Source organism: Streptomyces sp. NPDC090083 (genome assembly GCF_044747445.1).
Classification (GTDB): domain Bacteria; phylum Actinomycetota; class Actinomycetes; order Streptomycetales; family Streptomycetaceae; genus Streptomyces.
Window position 1 is genome coordinate 41,186 of the sequence record NZ_JBIVED010000011.1, and the last position, 23,403, is coordinate 64,588.

General features: G+C 71.8%; 17 protein-coding genes. 11 read left to right on the plus strand and 6 right to left on the minus strand.

The annotated features are described in order from the left end of the window. Nucleotides 1–203 precede the first annotated feature (203 nt). Nucleotides 204–377, plus strand: coding sequence for a hypothetical protein (locus tag ACIPTO_RS32205; protein ID WP_366322769.1), 174 nt, complete (start codon nt 204–206; stop codon nt 375–377). 55 nt (nt 378–432) lie between these two features. After that, the gene (locus ACIPTO_RS32210) at nt 433–915 is read left to right on the plus strand and encodes a GNAT family N-acetyltransferase (protein WP_401197997.1); all 483 of its coding nucleotides are present in this window, start codon (nt 433–435) and stop codon (nt 913–915) included. A gap of 21 nt (nt 916–936) precedes the next feature. Here ACIPTO_RS32210 and ACIPTO_RS32215 read toward each other — a convergent pair whose 3' ends face one another. After that, nucleotides 937–2,280: an amidase gene (locus tag ACIPTO_RS32215; RefSeq protein WP_401198000.1), complete on the minus strand. Its 1,344-nt coding sequence runs from the start codon at nt 2,278–2,280 to the stop codon at nt 937–939. 279 nt (nt 2,281–2,559) lie between these two features. Here ACIPTO_RS32215 and ACIPTO_RS32220 point away from each other — a divergent pair, with 279 nt between their 5' ends. Then, nucleotides 2,560–4,419 (plus strand): family 20 glycosylhydrolase, encoded by a 1,860-nt coding sequence (locus ACIPTO_RS32220; RefSeq protein WP_401198002.1) that lies wholly within the window; start codon nt 2,560–2,562, stop codon nt 4,417–4,419. 23 nt (nt 4,420–4,442) lie between these two features. Further along, the gene (locus ACIPTO_RS32225) at nt 4,443–5,990 is read left to right on the plus strand and encodes an alpha-L-fucosidase (RefSeq protein WP_401198005.1); all 1,548 of its coding nucleotides are present in this window, start codon (nt 4,443–4,445) and stop codon (nt 5,988–5,990) included. A 21-nt stretch (nt 5,991–6,011) separates the two neighbouring features. On the opposite strand, the gene ACIPTO_RS32230 is transcribed toward ACIPTO_RS32225, so the two are convergent. Together ACIPTO_RS32230 and ACIPTO_RS32235 are read right to left on the minus strand one after the other, a co-directional pair. Next, entirely contained in the window at nt 6,012–6,917 is a 906-nt protein-coding gene (locus tag ACIPTO_RS32230) for a helix-turn-helix transcriptional regulator (RefSeq protein ID WP_366322779.1), read from the minus strand. Nucleotides 6,918–7,076: 159 nt separating this feature from the next. Continuing rightward, complete coding sequence (locus tag ACIPTO_RS32235) at nt 7,077–7,328, minus strand: DUF397 domain-containing protein (protein WP_366322781.1); 252 nt, start codon at nt 7,326–7,328, stop codon at nt 7,077–7,079. Between the two features lie 213 nt (nt 7,329–7,541). Between ACIPTO_RS32235 and ACIPTO_RS32240 the strand changes: the two genes are divergently transcribed. After that, on the plus strand, nt 7,542–8,090 hold the full coding sequence (locus ACIPTO_RS32240; protein WP_401198009.1) for an ATP-binding protein: 549 nt from the start codon (nt 7,542–7,544) through the stop codon (nt 8,088–8,090). A gap of 76 nt (nt 8,091–8,166) precedes the next feature. On the opposite strand, the gene ACIPTO_RS32245 is transcribed toward ACIPTO_RS32240, so the two are convergent. Next, nucleotides 8,167–8,970, minus strand: coding sequence for an SAM-dependent methyltransferase (locus ACIPTO_RS32245; RefSeq protein WP_401198011.1), 804 nt, complete (start codon nt 8,968–8,970; stop codon nt 8,167–8,169). A gap of 70 nt (nt 8,971–9,040) precedes the next feature. Then, nucleotides 9,041–10,048 carry a LacI family DNA-binding transcriptional regulator gene (locus tag ACIPTO_RS32250; RefSeq protein ID WP_401198402.1) on the minus strand — a complete coding sequence of 336 codons (1,008 nt, stop codon included), beginning with the start codon at nt 10,046–10,048 and terminating at the stop codon, nt 9,041–9,043. 270 nt (nt 10,049–10,318) lie between these two features. Here ACIPTO_RS32250 and ACIPTO_RS32255 point away from each other — a divergent pair, with 270 nt between their 5' ends. The 6 genes from ACIPTO_RS32255 to ACIPTO_RS32280 all read left to right on the plus strand — a co-directional run bounded on the left by ACIPTO_RS32255 (nt 10,319) and on the right by ACIPTO_RS32280 (nt 18,839). Beyond that, on the plus strand, nt 10,319–11,611 hold the full coding sequence (locus tag ACIPTO_RS32255) for an ABC transporter substrate-binding protein (RefSeq protein ID WP_401198014.1): 1,293 nt from the start codon (nt 10,319–10,321) through the stop codon (nt 11,609–11,611). 7 nt (nt 11,612–11,618) lie between these two features. Further along, nucleotides 11,619–12,506: a sugar ABC transporter permease gene (locus ACIPTO_RS32260; protein WP_366322789.1), complete on the plus strand. Its 888-nt coding sequence runs from the start codon at nt 11,619–11,621 to the stop codon at nt 12,504–12,506. Then, nucleotides 12,503–13,405, plus strand: coding sequence for a carbohydrate ABC transporter permease (locus ACIPTO_RS32265; protein ID WP_401198018.1), 903 nt, complete (start codon nt 12,503–12,505; stop codon nt 13,403–13,405). The genes ACIPTO_RS32260 and ACIPTO_RS32265 overlap by 4 nt, the downstream gene beginning before the upstream one ends. Nucleotides 13,406–13,460: 55 nt before the next feature. Then, a complete protein-coding gene (locus ACIPTO_RS32270; RefSeq protein ID WP_401198404.1) occupies nt 13,461–14,705 on the plus strand; it encodes a glycosyl hydrolase in 1,245 nt (414 codons plus the stop codon). A gap of 186 nt (nt 14,706–14,891) precedes the next feature. Continuing rightward, a complete protein-coding gene (locus ACIPTO_RS32275; RefSeq protein WP_401198021.1) occupies nt 14,892–17,909 on the plus strand; it encodes an alpha-mannosidase in 3,018 nt (1,005 codons plus the stop codon). A 372-nt stretch (nt 17,910–18,281) separates the two neighbouring features. Further along, a complete protein-coding gene (locus ACIPTO_RS32280) occupies nt 18,282–18,839 on the plus strand; it encodes a hypothetical protein (RefSeq protein ID WP_366322795.1) in 558 nt (185 codons plus the stop codon). Here the strand turns inward: ACIPTO_RS32280 and ACIPTO_RS32285 are convergent. Further along, nucleotides 18,803–23,398, minus strand: coding sequence for an AAA family ATPase (locus ACIPTO_RS32285; protein WP_401198024.1), 4,596 nt, complete (start codon nt 23,396–23,398; stop codon nt 18,803–18,805). The genes ACIPTO_RS32280 and ACIPTO_RS32285 overlap by 37 nt on opposite strands. Between the last annotated feature and the right edge of the window lie 5 nt (nt 23,399–23,403).

Sequence of the window (23,403 nt, forward strand, 5' to 3'; positions counted from 1 at the left end):
TGAGGCGGACGGACAGCGACAAGGGGTCCCACCCACACCCATGGTCCGTCCCGGGGCAAGCCGGTCACAACGGCCTGCTCTCACACGAGTGACCGGCGCCACCGCGTCCGAACTGCCTTGAACCCACGCCCGAGCGGGCCAGGTACCGGACCGATGACCGGCCGGTGTGCCCCGAGGGTGACCCGACACATAAGGAGTGCGCGGTGACACCGGAGAAGACGAATCGCGAGCAACGCCCCAAGGAACACATGGAGCGTGCGGGCCGCAGGTCCGACGAGCTCGGCAGCCTGGCCGTGTGGGCACGGTCCGCCCCCATCCGACTCGCGGGCTACGAGGACGACCTCGCCGAGCCCCACATCCTCCCCAGCGTGGACTGACCTCCGCGGAACCCCTCGCGATCGCCGACGGCATGGGCGTGGAAGGATCACGCCCATGCTGATCAGAGAAGCCGCGGCCGACGACTGGCCGCGGATCTGGCCTTTCTGGCACCGGATCGTCGCCGCGGGCGACACCTACACCTGGGCCCGGGACACCTCCGAAGAGGCGGCCCGGGCCCTGTGGACGAGCCCGCCGAAGCGCGTGTACGTCGCCGAGGACGAGACCGGCACGGTCGTCGGCTCGGCCTACGTCACCCCGAACTACGGCGGCCCCGCCGACCGCATCGCCAACGCCGGCTTCATGGTCGACCCCGACCACGGCGGCCGCGGCATCGGCCGCGCCCTCGCCGAACACATCCTCACCACCGCCCGCGACCAGGGCTTTCGCGGCATGGTGTTCAACGCCGTCGTCGAGACCAACCCGGCCGTCGGACTCTGGCTCTCCCTCGGCTTCACGATCCTGGGCACGGTGCCCGACGCCTTCGACCATCCCCGCGACGGCCGCGTCGGCCTGCACGTCATGCACCGCGCGCTGTAGGGACGCGCCCGGCGGCACCCTCTAGTCGAGCGGCGCCGTCCGCTGCCACGGCCGCAGTGTCTCCAGCTCCTCCGCCAGCTCCAGCAGCGCCGCCTCCGACCCCGGCCGTCCCACCAGCTGCACGGCGCAGGGCGCGCCGGAGGGCAGGGTGCCGAACGGCACCGACATCGCCGGCCAGCCGGTGAGGTTCCACGGGGGTGTCATCGGCGAGTAGGCGCTGTTCACCAGCACGTTCCGCAGCCAGCCGCGCTCGTGCCACGGCCCGGCCTTGGGGGAGCGGCGGGCCAGCGCCGCCGTCAGCAGGACGTCGTGCTCGGCGAAGAACGGCGCCATGCGCTCCCGCAGCTGCTCCCGGGCCCTGCCGGTGCGGACGCCCTTCACGAACCGCCGTCCGATCGCCGCGTGCACCCGGCTGCGCCGCGTCAGCCGGCGCGGGTCGAGCCCCGCCGCGTCCACCGACGTGCCCGCCGTCCAGTGCGCGAGGGAGGTCGTGCTCAGGGAGAGCGGATACGGCGGATCGGCACGCAGCACGGTGTGCCCGGCCCTGTTCAGCAGCCCGGCCGCCTCCCGCACTGCGGTCGTATACGGCTTGCCGACGGCCACTCCGGTGAGCGGGCTGCGCACCGAGGCGGCGATCTTCCGGGGGGTGGGCCCGTCGGGGCGTACGACCTCGATGTCCGCGATGACCGAAAGCATCAGCCGGGCGTCCTCGACGGTCGTCGCCAGGGGTCCGTTCTCGGACATTCCGAACCAGTCACCGTCTCCGATGCCGGCCGGCACCACCCCGAACCCCGGCTTGATCGTGACCAGCCCGCAGTTGGCCGCGGGGATGCGCAGCGAGCCCATGCCGTCGTTGCCGAGCGCGATCGGCACCATGCCCGCGGCCACGGCGGCGGCGCTGCCGCCCGATGAACCGCCCGCCGTGCGGCCGGTGTCCCACGGGTTGCGGGAGGTCCCGTGCACGCCCTCGGTCGTCCCGAAGATGCACAGCTCGGGCACGTTGGTGAGGCCTACGACGATCGCGCCCGCCGCCCGCAGCCGCGCCACGGTGATGTGGTCGTGGCCGGCGGGGGTGTCCGGGGTCGCCGCGGAGCCGACCCGGTTCGACTCGCCGGTCACCGGGAGGTTGTCCTTGACGGCCACCGGCACGCCCGCCAGGGGCAGCCGGGCCAGATCGTCCCGCGCGCCCACCGCGTCGGCCTCCGCCCGCGCCGCCTCTGCCCGCACCACCCGGAACGCCCCGACCCGCCCGTCCAGCCGTTCGATCCGCGCGAGATGCTCGGCCACCACCTCGCGCGGGGTGACCCGCTTCTCCCGTACGGCGGTGGCGATCTCGACGGCGGTACGGCCGACCCAGCTGGTCACGGGCGCGCTCCTTCTCACTACTCGCGAGTATGTACGGAGAACTGTGCCTCGGGAGAGGCGGTGCGTCGAGAGCCGGCCGGGGCGGACACCCCGGGCCGCCGGTCTTGGACATTCGGGGCCGTCTTGTTGGACTTTTCGTGAGCCGGTACCGGGTGGTGCCCGACTGACCTGCTGGTCATCCGATCAATGGCCCAACTCGGCTGCTCCCGCCGCCCATTGACAGCCCTTGAGCGTAGTCCAATCATCAGTCGTCCGATCAATCGCGACCGGTGGAGTGGCATGGCTGAGCGCAGGAAGAGACGGTTCCGGTTCATCGGCTTCGCGGCGGTGTGCGCACTGCTCGCCGCACCCGTACCCGCGTCGGCGGTCGCGGCACAGCAGGAGCGGGCGGTGCCGGTCACGGTGCCCGCGCTCGCCGACTGGACTCCGGAGAACGGGAGTTACGCCTTCCGCCCCGGCGCCCGGATCGTGGCCGGCAGCACGAGCGAACGCCGGGTCGCCGACACCCTCGCCGACGACCTGAAGGCCGCCGGTCACGGACGAGTGCCTGTCGTACGGGGCGCCGCCCGCCCCGGAGACATCGTGATCCATGTCGGCCCGGGGCGGCGCGCGTTGGGTGACGAAGGCTACGAACTCCACGCGGGCGCACGGCTGTCGGTGACCGCCGCCACCGGGACGGGCGCCTTCTACGGCACCCGGACCCTCCTCCAACTCCTCGCCCAGGGCGACCGCGTACCCGCCGGACGCACGGTCGACGTCCCGCGCTACCGGGAACGCGGAGTCGGCGTCTGCGCCTGCTACGTCCACATCTCCCTGCCCTGGCTGGAGAACCTGGTCCGCGAGATGGCGTACCACAAGCTCAACCAACTGCTCCTGGAACTCAAGGTGAAGAGCGCCGCGCACCCCGAGGCCGACACGTGGGGCTACTACACCCAGGACGAGATGCGCCGCCTCGTCGCGCTCGGCGACAGGTACCACGTAGAGATCATCCCGGAGATCAACTCCCCGGGCCACATGGACCCGTGGATAGAGAACCGGCCCGACCTCCAGCTGACCGACAGCGACGGCACCAGGCAGCCCGCCCGGCTCGACGTCACGCAACCGGCCGCCTTCGACTACTACACCAGCCTGATGGACGAGTACGCGCAGGTCTTCACCGCGTCCTCCTGGCACATGGGCGCCGACGAGTACATGCTCGGCTCCGACTACTCGAAGTACCCGCAGATGCTCCGCTACGCCCGGGAGAAGTACGGCGCCGACGCCACCCCGCAGGACGCCTACATCGACTTCATCAACCGGGTCCAGGCCTACGCGGCGGGCAAGGGCCGGAAGCTGCGCATCTGGAACGACGGGCTCACCGGCGCCAACACCGTCCCGGTGGCGCCCGGCACGACGGTCGAGCACTGGCTCGACGTCACCGAGAAACCGAGCCAACTCATCGCCCAGGGCTACCCGTTGATGAACGCGGCCTACTCACTCTACCTGGTCCGCGGCGGCTTCCACAGCGACACCGAGGCGCTCTACGACCAGAGCTGGGACCCGCGCAGCTTCGAGGGCGAGAAGCTCACCTCCCGTCACGGCATCACCGGCGCGAAGATCAGCCTCTGGCCCGACAACGGCCGCGGCGAGACCGAGAACGAGGTCATGGCCGACACCGAGCCCGCCCTGCGCCACCTCGCCCAGGCCACCTGGGGCGACCCGCACCCCGACGCCACCTACGCCGCGTTCACCGCACGGGGCACGGCGGTCGGGCACGCGCCCGGCCTGCGGGACCTGACCCGGGTGCCGGTCGCGGACGGGACCTACACGTTCCGTACGGCGGGCGGCACCTCCCTCGACGCCACGGTGCGGCGCACCCCGGACGGCTACGCGACCCTGCGGACCACCGACGGCTGCCTGGAGATACGGGGCGGCAGGCTCACCCTCAACGTGCCGCTCCAGCCCGGAGTCCCGGCCACCCCGCAGCCCTGCGACGCCACGAACACCATGCAGCGCTGGGACCTTGAGTCCGGGCCGAGCGGCTACCGGCTCGTGAACGCCATCACGCGGATGGCGCTGAGCGTCGCGGCCGACGGCGCGCTCGTGCAGTACCCGCCGGACCAGCACCCGCCCGCCATCTGGCACGTGACCGCCCACTGACCCACCGGAGGAGTCCCACCCCCATGGCCCTCTCCAGACGCCTCTTCGTCCTCTCGGCCACCGCCCTCGCCGCGACCGGCACGGCCACGTCCACCGCCCTCGCGGCACCCCGGCCCCCGTCCGACACCCGCTCCCGCATCCCCGTAGGCCCCGGCGACACCGAGGCCGACCTCGTCCGCAAGGCCTCCCAAGTCCGGCCCACCGCACGGCAGGTGGCGTGGCAGCGGCTGGAGCGGACGGCGTTCCTGCACTTCGGCGTGAACACCTTCACCGGTCTGGAGTGGGGGACCGGTGACGAGGACCCGGACGTGTTCCAGCCGGCCGGTCTCGACACCGACCAGTGGGCCCGCGCCCTGCGCGACGGCGGCTTCCAGCTCGCCATCCTCACCGTCAAGCACCACGACGGCTTCGTCCTCTACCCCTCCCGCTACACCGACCACACCGTCGCGTACAGCAGTTGGCGTGCGGGCCGGGGCGACGTACTGCGCTCCTTCGCCGACAGCATGCGGCGGTACGGCCTCAAGGCCGGCGTCTACCTCTCGCCCGCCGACGAGAACCAGTACCTCCACGGTGTCTACGCCAACGGCAGTGCCCGCACCACCCGCACGATCCCGACCCTCGTCGACGGCGACGACCGCTCCCCGGACATCTCCTTCACCCTGGACGCCACCGACTACGGCGCCCACATGCTCAACACCCTCTACGAAGTGCTGACGGAGTACGGTCCGATCGACGAGGTCTGGTTCGACGGCGCCCAGGGCCGCATCCCGCCGGGCCACGTCGAGGACTACGACTGGGACAGCTGGTACACGCTGGTCCGGTCACTCGCCCCGGACGCGGCGATCGCCGTGACCGGACCGGACGTGCGCTGGGTCGGCAACGAGGGCGGCACCGCGCGGGAGGACGAGTGGAGCGTCCTCCCGGTGAAGGAGGAGCAGTACGGGCGCACCGACTGGGCGTTGTCGTACGACACCCCCGACGAGGGCAGCCGTGACGCGCTCGTCTCGGCGCTGCCGGACACCGACTACCTCCAGTGGTGGCCCGCCGAGTGCGATGTGTCGATCCACGACGGCTGGTTCTACCACCCGGACCAACCGCCCAAGAGCGTGGACGAGTTGATCGACATCTACTTCGGCTCGGTCGGCCGCAACGCGGTGCTGCTGCTCAACGTGCCACCGGACACGGACGGCGTGCTGGCGGCCCCGGACGTGGCACGCCTGCGGGAGTTCCGCGAGCGGGTGGACCGGGAGCTGCCCGAGGACCTGGCGCGCGGGGCCCGGAAGACCACCGCGCCCGGCCGGGTCACCGTCGACCTCGGTACCGAACGGGCCGTGGACCGCGTCCGGTTGGCGGAGGACACGGCCCGCTGCGGCCAGCAGTGCGAGGCCTTCGTGGTCGAGGCGCACGTCGGCGGGGCGTGGACGGAGGTCACCCGGGCCGGGACGATCGGCGCGAGCCGCATCCTGCTGCTGCCCGCGCCGGTGCGCGCCCGGCGATGGCGGGTCCGGGTGACGGCGGCCCGGGACATCGTGCGGATCGCGGAGTTCGGGCTGTACCGGTCGCGGAGCTGAGCGGCCGGGGACCTCCCGCCCTCACATGTCCTTGAGGAGTTTCTCCAGGAACTCCACCGACTCGGGGGCCGGTGAGGCCACCAGGCTCAGCCGGTCCATGACCGCGAGGTAGTGGTCGACCTCGTCGGGCTTGTCCAGGTAGAGGGCGCTGGTGAGTTGTTCGAGGTAGACGACGTCCGGCAGGTCCGGCACCGGGAAGCGCAGCACGGTGACCGGACCGCCGGCGGCGGCGTGGCCGCCCACGTGGAACGGCAGCACCTGAAGCGTGACGTTCGGCAGTGCCGAGGTCTCGACGAGGTGCCGCAGCTGTGCGCGCATCACCTCGGTGCCGCCGAGCGGACGGCGCAGCGCGGCCTCGTCCACCACGACCCAGAGCTTCGGCGCGCCGGGCCTGGTGAGCAACTCCTGCCGGGTCATGCGGAGTTCGACGCGGCGCTGGATCGAGTCCGGGGTGTCGACGGGACGGCCGAGCCGGATGACGGCCTCGGCGTACGCGGCGGTCTGCAACAGGCCGGGAATGAACTGGACTTCGTAGGTGCGGATCAGGGAGGTGGCCTCCTCCAGACCCAGGTGCTGCTCGAACCAGGTCGGGAAGGCGTCGCCGTACGCGCGCCACCAGCCGGGTTCGTTGGCGCGGCGGACCGAGTCCAGGAACTCCTGGCGGACATCCGGCTCGTGGAGGCCGTAGAGGGTCAACAGGTCGGCGACGTCGCGTTCTTTGAAGCCGACGCGGCCCAGTTCCATGCGGCAGAGCTTGGCGTCGGAGGCGCGTATGGCCGAAGCGGCCGTGTCCCGGGTGATGTTGAGGGACTCCCGCAGGCGGCGCAGTCGGGTGCCCAGCATGATGCGCTGGACGGTCGGACCACCGCGCTGGAGGCTCAGTACGTCCGATCCCGAGGGAGCGTATTCCGGTTGAGCTGCAGTCATGTTCATCCCCTCGGCGGTCGCGCCGGTACCGTCCGCACGTGTTCGGGACTCAAAAGAGGATCGTAGCACCGAGGTTCCGGATAACTGCGGGGAGTGAAGGAGCCGGAAGGTGCCGGCCTGTGTCCGGCGCCTTCCGGCCAATCCGCGGGTTGCCTGACCTCAGCGGCCGGGGAGTAGGCCGTCGAAGTCGCCGTCCTTCACACCGCGGACGAACGCGGAGATCTCGGCGCTGGTGTAGACGAGCGCCGGACCTTCGGGATGGCGCGAGTTGCGCACGGCGACGTGCCCGTCGGAGAGAGCGGCCAGTTCGACGCAGTTGCCCTCGGGGTTGCTGTGGTGGCTCTTGCGCCACTGCGCGCCGCTCAGCAAGGTCGCCGACATGCCGTTCTCGTGCACGATCTGAGGCCTCATCGCTCCCCCGGAAGATCGGATGCAATTGCAGCTTCAATTGCACCCTTTGGTGGTGTGCAGGACGATAGCCCTCGTTCGCACCGCCCGCAAGATCATCTGCAATTGCAGCGGTAATTGCCGATGCACTTGCGTTCGCAGGGGCACCCGGAGGACGATGCTCCGGACAGGTTTAGCCGCGCAGTTGTTCTCTTCCCAGGGGTCTCAGGGGTCGCGATGTCCGCAGAGCAAGTCGTACGACCGGTCGACACCCTGCGGATCGAGGGGACTTGGGAGTGGCTGTGCCGAGCCGTCGATCAGGCCGGCCCGCCCGAGCCGGGACGGACGGTCACCCTGGTCCCCGCCGCCGGGGACGGGCGCGACCCCGCTCTCTGCTCCGTCCTGGTCGTGCCGCCGCTGCCCCGATCCGCCCATGTGGCACGGGAGTTCACCCGGACGGCACTGGCCGACCGCACCGGTGCCGACGTCCTCGACGACGTGGCGGTCACCGTGTCGGAGCTGGTGAGCAACGCGCTGCGCTACGGCCGGGCGCCCAACTCCCTCGCGGAGCCGCAGCCTTCGCTCTGGGTCGCGGTGTGGGAGCGGCTGCCGTACGCGGTGTGCGCCGTGACCGACGACAGCGACCGGGTGCCCGTGGAGGGGCACCCCGACGAGTTCGCTGAGTCCGGGCGCGGGCTCCAAGTGGTCTCCGCGCTCAGCGAGTCATGGGGCTGGTGCCAGCGGGCGGGCGGCGGGAAGACCGTCTGGGCGCTGTTCCGGATCTGACGACGGGCCCCGGCCGTCGGCCCGCACGGCGAAGAGGGGCACCGGCGACTCCGGTGCCCCTCCTGCGTGTTGCTGCTCAGGCCTTGCGGCCGATCCCGCAGATCGCGTCCACGTCGGACGGGTCACGCCCCACGTCGACGGGCTCCGGGTGCCACTGCGAGGTGGGCACGATGCCGGGCTCGACGACCTCCAGACCGGTGAAGTACGCCTCGATCCGCTCCGGGCCGCGCAGGTGGTAGGAGCTGGCGGAGTTGGCGTTGTACACCGAAATCGCCTGGTTCAGCGCCGCGTTGGTGTCCGTGCCGTCGCTCAGCGCCAGATAGCTGCCCGGCGGCAGGGCCTCCAGGAAGCGGCTCACGACGGCCTCGGGCTCGTCCGAGTCCGGGATCTGGCCCAGGATGCCGAGCATCGTCAGCGCGATCGGTTTGTCGAAGTCCAGTGTCTTCGCGGCGACTTCGAGGATCCGCTCGGGATCGCGCACATCCGCCTCCAGGTAGGCGCAGGCGCCCTCCGGGGTGCTGGTCAGCAGCGCCTGCGCGTGCACCAGCACCAGCGGGTCGTTGTCGACGTACACGATGCGGCTGTCGGGCGCGATGCGCTGCGCCACCTCGTGCGTGTTGTCGACGGTGGGCAGGCCCGTCCCGATGTCGAGGAACTGGCGGATGCCCGCGTCCTCGGCGAGGTAGCGCACCGCCCGCACCAGGAACCGGCGTTGGAGTCGGGCGAGGAGCGCGATGTCCGGGAACATCTGGACGATCATTTCGCCGGCCTCGCGGTCTGCGGCGTAGTTGTCCTTGCCGCCCAGGAGGAAGTTCCACACACGGGCGGAATGCGGCCGGTCGAGCTGGAGCCGGTCGGCCAGCGGGTCTTCGGAGGTCATGGGCAAAGCCTCACACGAAGTACCCGACGGTGTCCGGCGATTCGGTCTCGAACCGGGAGCTACGGCACGCTCAGACCGGCGCCGGACCCGTGCTGTCCCGCTCGATCAGCCGCGGCACCGGCACCCGCACCGTGCGCGCCGGACCGCCGTCCAGCAGCGCGGTCAACTCCCGTGCCGCCGTGCGGCCGAACGCCACGCTGTCGCGGGACAGCGCGGACAGCCACGGCCGGACCATGCGGCACAGCGCGGAGTCCTCCCAGGCGACCACCGACACGTCCGCCGGTACGGAGCGGCCGAGTTCGGCCGCGGCGGCCACTCCGGCGACGGCCATCACATCGTTGTCGTAGATCAACGCCGTCGGGGGAGCGGCGACGTCGAGGACTCGGCGGGTGACGGCGGCGCCCGCCGCGTCCGAGTAGTCGGTGGTCACCGAGTGGACCTCCGTCAGCCCGCGGCGGGCGGCCTCGGCGCGCAGGGCGCGGATGCGGCGCTCGGTGTGCGCGAGGCCGGGCAGCCCGGCGATGTGCGCGACACGGCGGTGGCCGCGCGCGTACAACTCGTCGACGACGGAGGCCATCGCGCCCGCGTCGTCGGCCCACACCGTCGACAGGCCCGGGTGCCGCTCGTCGGGCGCGCCGCCGATCACCACGGCGGGCAGGCCGAGTTCCTCCAGGAGGTCGGGCCGCGGGTCGGCGGTGCGCGGATCGGCCACCAGGACGCCGTCGACGCGGTGTTCGGCCCACCAGCGCCGGTAGACCGCGCACTCGTCGTCGACGTCCTCGGCCATCTGGAAGAGCAGCCCGAGATGACGCTCGGCCAGCACTTCCTGGATGCCCGAGACCAGCTGGAGGAAGAACGAGTCGACGCCGAGGGTCTCCGCGGGGCGGGCGAGGACGAAACCGACCGTCGCCGCGCCCTCGCCGGACAGCGCCCGCGCGGCCGTGCTGGGCCGCCAGCCCAGTTGCTCCGCCACCCGGCGCACCCGGTCACGGGTGATCTCGGAGACGCCGGGCCGGCCGTTCAGCGCGAAGGAGACCGCGCTCTCGGACACACCGGCCCGCTGCGCGATGTCCTTCATCGTCGGCCTGCGCGCGGGCGACCGCTTGCCTGACAAGCCCGCTCTCCATTCCGTCGGCGCCGCGCACTAATGCGCTTGAGTCCGCACACCCTAAAGCGCATTAGTGATCCACCGCAAGAATGCGATCACACCTCTGTGACCAGTGCCGTTGTCCAGATCCGGCCAACTAATGAATTTAGCTGAGCGGAATCCATTGACGGGCCCCGTGAACACCGTGCAAGGTCTGCCCCGGCACGATCAACACCCCCACTGGCAAAGGAGCCACTCGCCGTGCGCATCTCCCGCAGAGCCTTCGCCGCCGCTGCCGCCGCCGTAGTCCTCATGCCGCTGAGCGCCTGCGGTTCCGGAGGCGACGACGGCGGTTCGACCGACGCCTCGGGCAAGGTCGAGGGCGACATCACCTTCCAGACCTGGAACCTCCGCGCCAACTTCAAGCCGTACTTCGAGGGCGTGATCTCCGGCTTCGAGAAGCAGTACCCCGGCACCCACGTGAAGTGGATCGATCAGCCCGCCGAGGGCTACGCCGACAAGATCAGCGCGGACGCCGCCGGCGGCACCCTGCCCGACGTCGTCAACGTCTCCCCGGACCTCGTCGCCCCGCTCGCCAAGGCGGGCCTCGCGCTCGACCTCGACAAGTCGGCCGCGAAGTACAGGAGCGAGTACCTGCCCGGCGCCTGGGCCAGCCACGAGATACCGGGCATGACCGGCACCTACGCCTTCCCCTGGTACCTCAACACCGGCCCGCTCTTCTACAACAAGTCCCTCTTCCAGCAGGCCGGACTCGACGCCGACCAGCCGCCGAAGACCTACGACGAACTCTTCGCCCAGGCCCTCCAGCTGGCGAAGAAGACCGACGGCAAGGTCGCCACCCTCGCCAACGTCCCCACCGTCGAGGACTTCGGCCGCTACGGCGTCGAGCTGATGAACAAGGCCGGGACCGCCTTCGCCTTCAACGACGCGAAGGGCATCGAACTCCTCACCAAGTACAAGGAGTTGTACGACGCCAAGGCCCTCGACCCGCAGGCGCTCACCGCCACACCGGAGTCGTCCGGCAAGAAGTTCCTCACCGGCGCGGTCGCCATGAACCCCGGCAGCGCCCTGGACCTCGACAACTTCAAGAAGCAGGCGCCGACCCTGTACAAGAACATCGGCATCACCGACCAGATCACCAGCACCGGCCACGTCAACATGTACGTGATGGGCGTGATGGTCAACTCGAAGACCAAGCACACCCCCGCCGCCGTCGCCTTCGCGCACTACGTCACCGACGCCCAGCAGCAGATGTCGTTCGCGAAGAAGGTCGCCATCTTCCCGAGCACCGCCGGTTCCCTCGACGACCCGTACTTCACCAAGGAGGACGGCACCGACGAGACCCGGGTGCGGATCGCCGCCGCGAAGTCCCTGAAGAACGCGGTCAACTACACCCCGGTGCTGTTCAGCGAACAGATGAAGACCGCGCTGCGCAACGAGGTCGCCAAGGCGCTGCAGGGCAAGGAGAGCCCCAAGGCGGCTCTCGACAACGCTGTCAAGGCGTGCGACACGCTGCTCCAGCAGGAGGGCTGAGGAACCCATGGCCGACGTGTCCCGCGTGCGGCGCCAACTGCCCACCAGCCCCTGGCTGTTCGCCGCCCCCGGGCTGCTGATCGTCGGCGCCTTCGTGCTCTACCCCTTCGCCTCCACCGTGATCAACTCCTTCACGGACCGGCGCACCCTGATCCCGGGCCACTTCGTGGGCTTCGCCAACTTCCGCGAGCTGTGGCACGACGACATGTTCTGGACCGGCCTGCGCAACAGCACCCTGTACATCGTCGGGGTGGTGCCCGCACTCGTCGTACTCCCGCTGCTGCTCGCCCTGTTGGTGCAGAAGAACATCCCCGGCATCACCTTCTTCCGGTCCGCGTTCTACACCCCGGTCGTCGCCTCGATCGTCGTCGTCGGGCTGATCTGGGTGTGGCTGCTGGACGAACGCGGCCTGGTCAACTCGCTGTTGGAGACGATCGGCATCGGCAGGATCGGGTTCCTCAGCGACCAGTGGCTCCTTCTGCTGAGCGCCATGGCCGTCACGGTCTGGAAGGGCCTCGGCTACTACATGATCATTTACCTGGCCGCGCTCGCCAGTGTCCCGCGCGAACTGCACGAGGCCGCCTCGGTCGACGGCGCGGGCGCGGTGCGCCGCTTCTTCACGGTGACCGTGCCCGCCGTCCGGTCCACCATGGTGCTGGTGGGCGCGCTCTCCTCGGTCGCCGCCTTCAAGGTGTTCTCCGAGGTCTACCTGATGGCGGGCCCCAGCGGCGGACCCGCCGGCGAGGACACCACCCTCGTGATGCTCGTCCAGCGCACCGGCACCGGACTCACCGGCCGCGTCGGCTACGCCTCCGCGCTCTCGGTCGTCGTCTTCGTCGTCACCGTCGCCCTGATGCTGCTCGTGCTGCGGGCCGACCGGAAGGAGGACGCGTGAGCGTCATCGAGCGCGCCGCACCCGTCCAGGAGACGGCGGTTCGCGAACCCCGCATCACCGACGAACACGGCCGCCGCATCCGCGTCTGGGAACTCGCCCTGCGCTACGGCCTGTTGCTCCTCGTCCTCGCCATCACCGTCGGCCCCTTCGTGTGGCAGCTCTCCACCTCGCTCAAGGGACCGACCGAGGACATCTACAGCTCGCCCCCGACCTTCCTCCCCGAACACCCCACCCTGCACAACTACCAGCGGGTCGCCGACACCATCCCCGTCTGGGACTACGCCCTCAACTCGCTGAAGGTCGCCGCCGGCAACGTCGTGACGAACTGCGTCGGTTCGGCCCTCGCGGGCTACGCGCTGGCCCGGCTGCGCTACCGGGGCCGCCGCGTGGCCACCCTCGTGTTCATCCTCGCGATGCTCGTGCCGGTGGAGGGCATCATCATCGCCCAGTTCACCACCATGCGGGAGCTGGGCCTGAACAACACCCTGATCGGCGTGGTCCTCCCCGGCTGCATCGGCGCGATGAACGTCCTGCTGATGCGCAACGCCTTCCTCAACCTGCCCTACGAGATCGAGGAAGCGGCCTTCGTCGACGGCGCCAACGTGTGGCAGCGCTTCCTGCGGATCGCGCTGCCGTCCGTGAAGGGCACCATCGCCGTCGTCGCGATCTTCGCCTTCATGGGCGCCTGGGACGACTTCCTGTGGCCGCTCATCGTGCTCAGCGACCCGTCCAAGTTCACGCTCACCATCGGCCTCAACTATCTGCACGGCACCTTCGCCAACGACGAACGCCTGGTCGCCGCCGGTACGGTCATCGCCGTGGCACCGCTGATCGCCCTCTTCGCCTGCCTCCAGCGGTACTTCTTCCGGGGCGTCGGCGAAGGCGCCGTCAAGGGCTGATGTTCCCCCGCATTCAGGTACGCACTACAGAACCAGGATCCCGATGTCTTCTGCCGTGCGCTTCGGCGTCAACTACACGCCCAGCCAAGGGTGGTTCCACCACTGGCTCGACTTCGACCTCGACTCCGTACGCGCCGACCTCGACTCGATCGCCGAGCTGGGCCTCGACCACATCCGCGTCTTCCCGCTCTGGCCGTACTTCCAGCCCAACCGGACCCTCATCCGCACCAGGGCGGTGGAGCAGCTCGTCGCGCTCGTCGACGCGGCCGGCGAGCGCGGGCTCGACGTCAACGTGGACGGCCTGCAAGGGCACTTGAGCAGCTTCGACTACCTGCCCGCCTGGACCCGCACCTGGCACCGGCGCAACCTCTTCACCGACCCGGACGTCCTCGACGGCCAGGCCGCCTACCTGCGCACGCTCGCCGCCGCCCTCGCCGACCGCCCGCACTTCATCGGGATGACCCTCGGCAACGAGGTCAACCAGTTCTCGGCCGGACCGCACCCGGACCCCGACCGGGCGACGGAGGACCAGATCGACGCCTGGCTGACACGGATGCTCGCGGCCTGCGCGGAAGGCGCGCCCGGCAAACCCCATCTGCACGCCGAGTACGACGCCACCTGGTACCAGGACGACATGCCGTTCACCCCGGCCCAGGCCGCCCGGCACGGCGCGATGACGGCCGTGCACTCCTGGGTCTTCAACGGCACCGGCCAACGCCACGGCCGGAGTTCGGTCCCCGCCGAGCACCACGCCGCCTATCTGATCGAGCTGAGCAAGGCCTGGGCCGAGGAACCGCACCGGCCCGTCTGGCTCCAGGAGGTCGGCGCGCCCCAGCCGCTCGTCCCCGCCGAGCACGCGGCCGGTTTCGCCTCCGCGACCATCGCCAACGCCCTCGACTGCCCCGACCTCTGGGGCATCACCTGGTGGTGCTCGCACGACGTGTCCCGCGACCTCGCCGACTTCCCCGAACTCGAATACGGGCTCGGCCTGTTGACGAACGACCGGCAGGCCAAGGACATCGCCCTGGTCCTCGCCGAGGCGGCCCGCGAGCCCACGTACACGCCCGCCGCCCGCGGCACCGCGCTCGTCGTGCCCGCCGATCCGTCGGTCCGCTCGGTCTGCGCTCCCGGCGGCCCGGTCTTCGACGCGTACTTCCGGCTCGTCGCCGACGGCGCCCGCCCGACGACGGTCCTCGACGTGCGCGCGGACGACAAGGAACACCTCGCCGCGCGCGGCATCACCGAAGTCGTCACTCCCGGCCAGGTACTTCCCGCCGAACAGGGAGGCACCGTCTCGTGAACCCCGGACGCCCCACCGGGCGCACCGTCCGCAGGCCGGACAGGGCGAGCGGATCGCGGGGTTCGAACGGTGCGCGACAGGGGAGCTCTACACAGCGTCGGCCCCCGCGACCGTCACGCACACCTGGTCACACCCACTGGGCGCCACCCCCGCCCCCACCCGCAACCGAGCTACGGAGCACCCCGCATGCATGACGACCGCAGCCTGGTCGAAGCCCGCCTCAAGCGTGTCCTCGAAGAGCGCATCCGTCCCGCCGTGTATCCCGAGTCCGTGCCGCTCGAGGTGGCCGTCTGGCACGCGCCCGACGAGCCCGTGCCCGTGGCCGAGGGCCTCGCGGGCACACCCGAACCCATCGCGGTCGGTGCCCGGTGGGGTGCCCCCTGGGGCACGAGCTGGTTCCGCGTCACCGGGACCGTCCCCCAGGAGTGGGCCGGGAAGACCGTCGAGGCACTGCTCGACCTCGGCTTCGACGAGAACATGCCCGGCTTCCAGTGCGAGGGCCTCGTCTACCGGCCCGACGGCACCCCCGTGAAGGGCCTCAACCCGCGCAACCAGTGGGTCAGGATCGGCGCGCCCGTCGCCGGCGGCGAGGAGGTGCGGCTGCACATCGAGGCCGCGTCCAACCCGGTGATCCTGGACTACCACCCCTTCCTGCCCACCCAGTTGGGCGACAAGGAGACCGCGGGCAGCGAGCCGCAGTACACGCTGACCCGGATGGACCTGGCCGTCCTCGACGAGAACGTCTGGAACCTCGTCCTCGACCTGGAGGTCCTCGGCGAGCTGATGGCCGAGCTGCCGGTGGACTCCGCGCGCCGCTGGGACCTGCTGCGGGCGATCGAGAAGGCGCTCGACGCCGTGGACCTCCAGGACGTGGGCGGCACCGCGGAGCGGGCCCGGGCGCAGCTGACGGCCGTCCTGGCCTCGCCCGCCGGCCCGTCCGCGCACCGCATCAGCGCCATCGGGCACGCGCACATCGACTCGGCATGGCTGTGGCCGCTGCGGGAGACCGTCCGCAAGGTCGCGCGCACGACCTCCAACATGACGGCCCTCCTCGACGACGAGCCCGACTTCGTCTTCGCCATGTCGCAGGCCCAGCAGTGGGCCTGGGTCAAGGAACACCGGCCCGAGGTGTGGGCGCGGGTCAAGAAGGCGGTGGCGGACGGGCGGTTCGTGCCGGCCGGCGGCATGTGGGTCGAGTCGGACACCAACATGCCGGGCTCGGAGGCGATGGCCCGTCAGTTCGTGCACGGGAAGCGGTTCTTCCTCGACGAGTTCGGCATCGAGAACGAGGAGGCCTGGCTGCCCGACACCTTCGGCTTCGCCGCCGGACTCCCGCAGATCATCAAGGCCGCGGGCTCCAAGTGGCTGCTGACGCAGAAGATCTCCTGGTCGCAGACGAACAAGTTCCCGCACCACACGTTCCGTTGGGAGGGCATCGACGGCACCCGGATCTTCACCCACTTCCCGCCCGTCGACACCTACAACTGCTCCATGCAGGGCCGCGAGATCGCCCACGCGGCACGCAACTTCAAGGACAAGGGCGTCGCCCGGCACTCCCTCGCGCCCACCGGCTGGGGCGACGGAGGCGGCGGCACCACCCGCGAGATGGTCGCCAAGGCGGCCCGCCTGCGCGATCTTGAGGGCTCGGCGGCCGTGGCCTGGGAGACGCCGAAGGAGTTCTTCGCGAAGGCCGAGGCAGAGTACCCCGAACCCCCGGTCTGGGTCGGCGAGTTGTACCTCGAACTGCACCGCGCCACCCTCACCAGCCAGGCCATGACCAAGCAGGGCAACCGTCGCAGCGAACACCTCCTGCGCGAGGCGGAACTCTGGGCGGCGACGGCGGCCGTACGGGCCGGATTCCCCTACCCGTACGAGGACTTGGACCGGATCTGGAAGACGGTCCTCCTTCACCAGTTCCACGACATCCTCCCCGGCTCCTCGATCGCCTGGGTGCACCGCGAGGCCCGCCGCACCTACGAGCGGATCGCCGCGGAGCTGACCACCGTCATCGACGCGGCCCAGCGCGCGCTGGCGGGGGAGGGCACCACCCCGCTCCTCTTCAACTCCGCGCCGCACAGCCGCGAGGGCGTCCTCGCGGGCGGCGCGCGGACCCCGGCCGTCGAGGGCGAGACGGCCCTCGCGCCACGGGCCGGCGGCGGACACGTCCTGGACAACGGCCTCCTGCGCGTCGAGATCGACGCCAGGGGCTTGGTCGTCTCCGCCTACGACATCGAGGCCGACCGCGAGACGATCGCCCCCGGCAGGGCCGCGAACCTGCTCCAACTCCACCCGGATTTCCCGAACATGTGGGACGCCTGGGACGTCGACGAGTTCTACCGCAACACCGTCACCGACCTCACGGACGCGGAGGAGGTCGTGGCCGAGGCCGACGACTCCGTACGGATCGTGCGGTCCTTCGGTACGTCCCGGGTCACCCAGGTGCTGTCCCTCGCGCCCGGCGAGCGGCGGCTGCTCATCGACACGGAGGTGGACTGGCACGAGACGGAGAAGTTCCTGAAGCTCGCGTTCCCGCTGGACGTGCACGCCGAACGGTACGCGTCCGAGACCCAGTTCGGGCACTTCCACCGGCCCACGCACACCAACACCTCATGGGAGGCGGCCAAGTTCGAGGCCTGCAACCACCGCTTCGTCCACCTGGAGGAACCAGGCTGGGGCGTCGCCGTCGTCAACGACTCGACGTACGGCCACGACGTGACCCGTACCGTCCGCGGTGACGGCGACCAGGGCACGACCACCACGGTCCGCGTCTCCCTCCTCCGCGCCCCGCGCTTCCCCGACCCCGAGACCGACCAGGGCGTGCACCGCTTCCGGCACGCTCTCGTGCCCGGCGCGGGCATCGGCGACGCGGTGCGCGAAGGGTGGCGGATCAACCTGCCGGAGCGGCGGGTCGAGGGTGCGCACGAGGTCACGCCGCTGGTGAGCGTGGACCGGGACGCGGTCGTCGTCACGGCGGTGAAGCTCGCCGACGACGGAAGCGGCGACGTCGTGGTCCGCTTCCACGAGGCGCACGGGGGACGGGCCAGGGCGACCCTGACGGTGGGCTTCGCGTTCGACGCCGTGGAGGACGTGGACCTGCTGGAACGGCCCTCGGCCGACCGGGCCGCGCCCGAGTGGGACGGGGACCGGATCCAACTGGCCCTGCGCCCCTTCGAGTTGCGGACCCTCAGGCTGCGGCGGAGCTGAGGCGGGCGGGCCGGCGACGGTCCCCCGAGGGTCCGGCGCGCACACGGGCGGCGATGTCGTCCACGCCGCCCGTGTGCCGCGGACAATCCGGTGGAATCGATGGTGGACGCCCTTTTCGGTGCGTATCGTCGTGACCCGCGCCAGGCGCCGTCGGGGACCACGACCGGCGGGCCGGGGGAATGGCGCGGGGGAGACACCATGCGCCGGGGTCTTGTGTGCGCGGCGGTGGCCGGTTCGCTGGCACTGGCCGCATGCTCGCGAGGGGGCCACGTCCCGTCCGCGGACCCGCCCGCGACGGAGTCCTCCGGCACGGCGGCGACTCCGGCGACGAGATCACCGTCGGCGACACGGCCGGCGACACCGTCGGTGCTGATGTCCGACACGCCCGTGCGCCTCGCCTCCGCTCTCCTCGCCCCCGCCGACCTGGAGGGCTTCTCCAAGTCGCCCGCCCCGCCGGCCTCGGCGCCCGCGGGCTCCCCCGGTTCGACGGGGTGTGCGGCGATGGACCGCGTGAACGCGTACCGGAAGCCGCCGCTGCAGCCGTTCGTGGACGCCAAGTTGCAGCGGTTCCAGCCCGTGTCGCTGGTGTACGAGGTGCTCAGCCATCGCAGGATCGAGGACGCGCGGGAGGAAGTGGAGCTGGAGGCGGACGTCTTCCGGGACTGCCACCGGCTGGTGGCGGGCGAACTCACCGGTGACATGAGCCCGTTGGCGTTCCCGGCGATCGGCGAGCGAACGGTGGCCGGGCGCGTGGAGACGTCGGTCTACGGACTCCGCCAGAACACCGACCTGGTCTACCTGCTGCATCCCAAGGGCATCGTGATCAGCCTCGCGATCATGACCTTCGGTGAGGCCGCCGACTCGGACGTCGCCCAGCACGTCGCCGAGATCGCCTACCGCAAGGTGGACGACGTGGTCGCCGGGCGCTGATCCTTCTCGGCGCGGCAGGGCGGGCCGGCGGGGAACGCCGTCCGCCACAGTCCCGCGGTCGTCGGCGCGCCACGGGCCGAACACACCTGGGCGGCGGCCGAGTCGGCGTCGGTGAACCACCGCTGGAGCCGTCCGTCGCCGGTCACCGCCACCAGATCCGGGCTCGCGGTGGAGGCGGACGCGAGGGCCGTGGCGCGGTCCTCGCCGTCACCCACGGTTCCCTCTCCGGTCCAGACACCCCGGTGCCGGGACTCCCACAGCCGTACGGCGCCGTCGTCGCCGAGGGCCGCGAGGACGGATGAGCCGGGGCGCGTGCCCGGTCCGAGGGCCAGGGCGAGGACATCCCCGGAACCGGAGCCTGCACCGGAGCCGGAGGCGGAGTCGTCGTCCGTGGGGGAGCCGGTGCCGGTGTCCGCGGTGAGGTGGGCGGTCGACCGGGCGGCACCGGCGCTCAGGCCCCAGACCGTCACCGAGCCGCGCTCTCCCGCCGCCGCCAGCACCGTCCCGTCCGTGCTCGCCGCGAGCGCGCGGCCGGTCGGGGAGCCGGTGCCCGCGAGCTTCAGGGCCAGGGCGGGCAGCGTCCAGTCCGTGAGGCTCCAGACGTCCACCGCGCCGTCGTCCGAGCCGATGGCCAGCCGGTGCGTACCGCCCAGGAACGCGAGTCCCGTGACCGCCCCGGAGTGGCCGTCGACGCCGGTCGGGCCGGGGATGTGCGCGGGGTCCGACATGTTCCAGAGGTGGACCCGGCCGTGCGCGGTGCCCGCGGCCAGCAGGGTGCCGTCCCTGCTCAGGGCCAGCGAGACGACCGGCTCGGACGCCCGCGTCACGAGCCGCGCGACCGGCGTGCCCGAGCGGGTGGGCCGCCAGAGCAGCACCGTCCCGGAGTCGTACCCGCCGGCCAGCAGCGCACCGCCCCGGCCGCCGAAGGCGAGGGCCGTGAGCCGGCCCGGGCGGGCACCGCCGTGGGAGAGCGGGCCGACGGGTCGTAGCGAGCGGTCCGGGCCCGGGGACCAGAGGGAGACCGGGCCGGTGCGTCCGCCGCCCGCGATCAGGTCGCCGTCGGCGCGGACGGCGAGCGCGGTCAGGCCGCCCGGCCGGGTACGGGCGGCCGGTTCGGGCAGGCGGTGCAGGGCGAGCCGGGGTCCGGAGGCGGTCGCCAGGGTGCGGCCGTCCGGGGAGACGGCCATCGCGGTGAGGGGGCCGGCGGTGCTCACCCGCGCCGTGAGCCGGTCGTCGCTCGTGCCGAAGACGCGGATGCCGGTGTCGCGGTAGGCCGCCGCCCACTCCCGGCCGTCGGCCGTGAAGGCGAGGCCGATCACCGGGCCCTTGCCCGAGAAGGCGGTCCGGCGGGGAAGTGCGGCCGAGGTGCGGCCGTCGTCGCCGATCCGCAGGCGCGACACCGTTCCGTTCTGGTGGCCGACGAGCAGGAGGGTCCCGGCGGGGTTCACGGCGAGTGCGCTGACGGGGCTGTCGGCCAGATGGATTCTCAGCAGCGCGGGGCGTGGGCCGGCCGCGTCGAGGACGACGACACCGCCGTTCTGGGCGCCGACCGCCAGCCATCTGCCCCCGCCGCCGTAGACGATGGGCGCGGAGTCCCCGGCGATGCGCGTGTGCGGCCAGACGAAGGGCACGGAGGTGCCGCGGGTGGTGTCGAGGACCAGGGTGAACCCGGGGTAGAAGTTCAGGGCGAGCCGGCGGCCGTCCGGGCGGAACGCGAGGCCCATCACCGGGGCGTTGAAGACACCGGTGACCGCCTGTCCGGTGGCGCGTTCGGCGGTGGACGTGGGGCGCAGCACCAAGTGAGCCTGCACCATGCCCTCTCGGGTGGACGCGCCCTGTGTGGTGAGGGCGAGTGCCTTTCCGTCGGGGCGGAACGCGGCGAGGTTCGTGCCGCTCGTGCCGGAGAGCCGGGTCGGCGGACCGGCCGGGCCGCCGCTGTCGACGGGCCACATCCGGACCTGTCCGGCACCGGCGGCGACCAGACGGGTCCCCGTGCGGTCGAAGGACAGCGAGGTGATGTCAGGTCCGCGCGCGGTGAGTTGGACCGAGGAGAGGGTCGAGGCGGTGGTCAGTACGGCGTCCCGTGTTCTGCCGGTGTGCTCGATCCGGTGGGCGGCGAGGGCGAGTTGGGCCGCCAGTGCGGGGTCGGTGGCACGCGTCGCACCGGCGTCGGCCAGCAGGGTCTGGACGGACCGCTCACGTGTCCGCTGCCAGTCCGCCTGAAGTGCCTTGAAGCCGAAACCGGCGCCCGAGGCGATCAGGACGGCGAGCACCACCAGCCCGGAGACCACCCGCTGGCGTACTCTGCGCCGCCGTTCGTACTCGGCGGACGCGGCCAGGAAGTCCTGAACGGTGCTGTTGACCCGCCCCTGCCGGCGGTGCGCCCAGTCGCGGGCGTTCGCCAACTCCGGTCCGAGCCACAGCAGTCGGTCGAGCCGCTGCTCCTCCCAGTCGGCGGCGGTCCGCTCCAGCCGCAGCCGCAACAGGGGTTCGCCGTCGTGGAGTTGCTCCACCCACTGCTCCAGCTCGGCCCAGTTCATCAGCAGGGAACGATGGACGAGCTGGACGTGGTGTTCGTCCTCGGTGACCAGGCGGGCCTGTTTCAGCAGGTCGAGCACGGTGCGGAAGGTGCGCTGCCGGGCGGCGGGGAAGTACGAGGCGAGGACCTCCGTGCGGAGCCGTCTGACGGTCTGCTCCGTCTCGCCCGTCCAGTGCACGAGTTCGACCAGGATCTCCCGGGCCGTCCTGCGGTCCTCGTCGGTGGCCAGGCGCTGGAAGAAGCCGTCGGCGGCGTGGGCGATGGAGCGGCCGAGACCTCCGGTGTGCGCGTAGTCCGCGGTGCGCAGCGTACGGCCGCGGTGCCGGTCCCAGGTGCCGCGCAGCGCGTGCGACAGGAGCGGCAGGACCCCGCTGTCGAAGTCGGCCCGGGCCTCCTGGTGCAGCGCCACGTCGGCCCGTAGCCGGGCGAGGAGTCCGGGGCTGATGACGTGTCCCGCCGCGCGCGCCGGACCGGTGATGACCTCGTCCAAGTGGCGTGCGGCGAGGGGCCGTACGACGAAGAGTCCGGCGCCCGGGGTCAGCGCCGGTTCCAGCGACTCGTACGGCAGCAGCGAACCGAGGTCACTGTGCTGCACGGACAGGACGACGCTCGCCGGGGCCTGTGCCGCGGGGTCCTCGGAGGCCACGGAGGCGGCGACCAGGCAGGCGACGAAGGCGTCCCGTTCCGCCTGCTCGGCGGCCGTCCCGCTGCCGTCCCGGTACCGGAACATCTCCTCCACCTGGTCCACGACCACCAGGTGGTGGGCCGGGACGCGGTGTGCGTCGAGCCGTTCGGCCCGGCTCCGGAGGGCCTCGACGAGCGCGTGCGGGTCGGCCGCGAGCCGCCGGGCCAGATCGTCCACTTCGGCGGGGCCGGCGTCCCGTTCCAGGACGGCCCGGGCCAGGGCCTGCAGCGGTCGGTCGGTGGGAGTCAGGGTCAGCTGGTGCCAACTCCCGGTCTCCGGCGCGATCTTGCCCACCGCGAGCGCGGGCAGCAGTCCGGCCCGCAGGAGGGACGTCTTGCCGATGCCGGAGGCCCCGGTGACGAGCAACGGCCCCTGACCGCGGCGGGCGACGACCCGTCCGACCAGGGTGGCGACCTCGGTCGTACGGCCGAAGAAGCTCTGGACGCCGGACGAGTCGAAGGGTGCGAGGCCGGGATAGGGGCACTCGGGGTGGCCGTAGTCGGCGGCCTCGCAGTCGCCGTCCGGCAGCGGATCGGCGGCGTTCCAGGCGGAGTTGGGGGCGAGGACGATGCGCTCGACGCGGTTGTGGGCGGACGACTGCGGGGTGGACGCGGACTCGCCCTCGGGGCGGGGGCGGCGCGTGTGGTCGAGGAGATGGCCGACGGTCAGCAGCGGATGCCCGGGGGCGGCACCGCCGTCGAGGAAGGCGATGACGTCCCCGGTGAATGCCGTGTGGGCGGCACCGCCCGGCGCGTGGGCCTGCTGGTCGTCGTCCGCCGAGGTCAGCAGCAGGCTCGGCCGCCCCGCCCGCCCGGCGAGCGAGTGCAGCCTGCTTCCGGCGAACTCCCCGCTGCTGAGCGGCAGTCCGGAGAAACAGCAGTCCAGTACGACGATCAGCGGCGCGTCACCGACCGGCTCCAGCGCGCTCATCAGCTCCTCGAACCGCAGGGCCGTGCTGCCGAGCGACGGACTGTCGTAGGTCAGGCGGGCCGCGTCCCCGGTCACCAGGAGAAGGGAGGTGTCGCGGCGCCGGGGAGCCTGCACCCCGTGTCCGACGTAGTGGAGGAGCAGGCCGCCCGAGGCCTCCCGGGCCAGGCGCTCGACCGGTTCGAGGACGTCGGCGGGCCGGGCCGGGTCCGTCAGGCGCAGGAGCCGGTCCGGGGCGAGACCGCAGCGCCCGACCAGCAGCCGGGCCAGTGCGTCGGCGGAGCGGTGCACCGACGGGCGGTGCGGGAAGTCGGCGCTGCCGTCGGGCGAGGAGGCGGACACGACGACCGCGCGTGTCCCCTCGTAGCCCAGGAACAGCTGGCGTACGGGGTCGGACGGGGCGCCCATGCCGG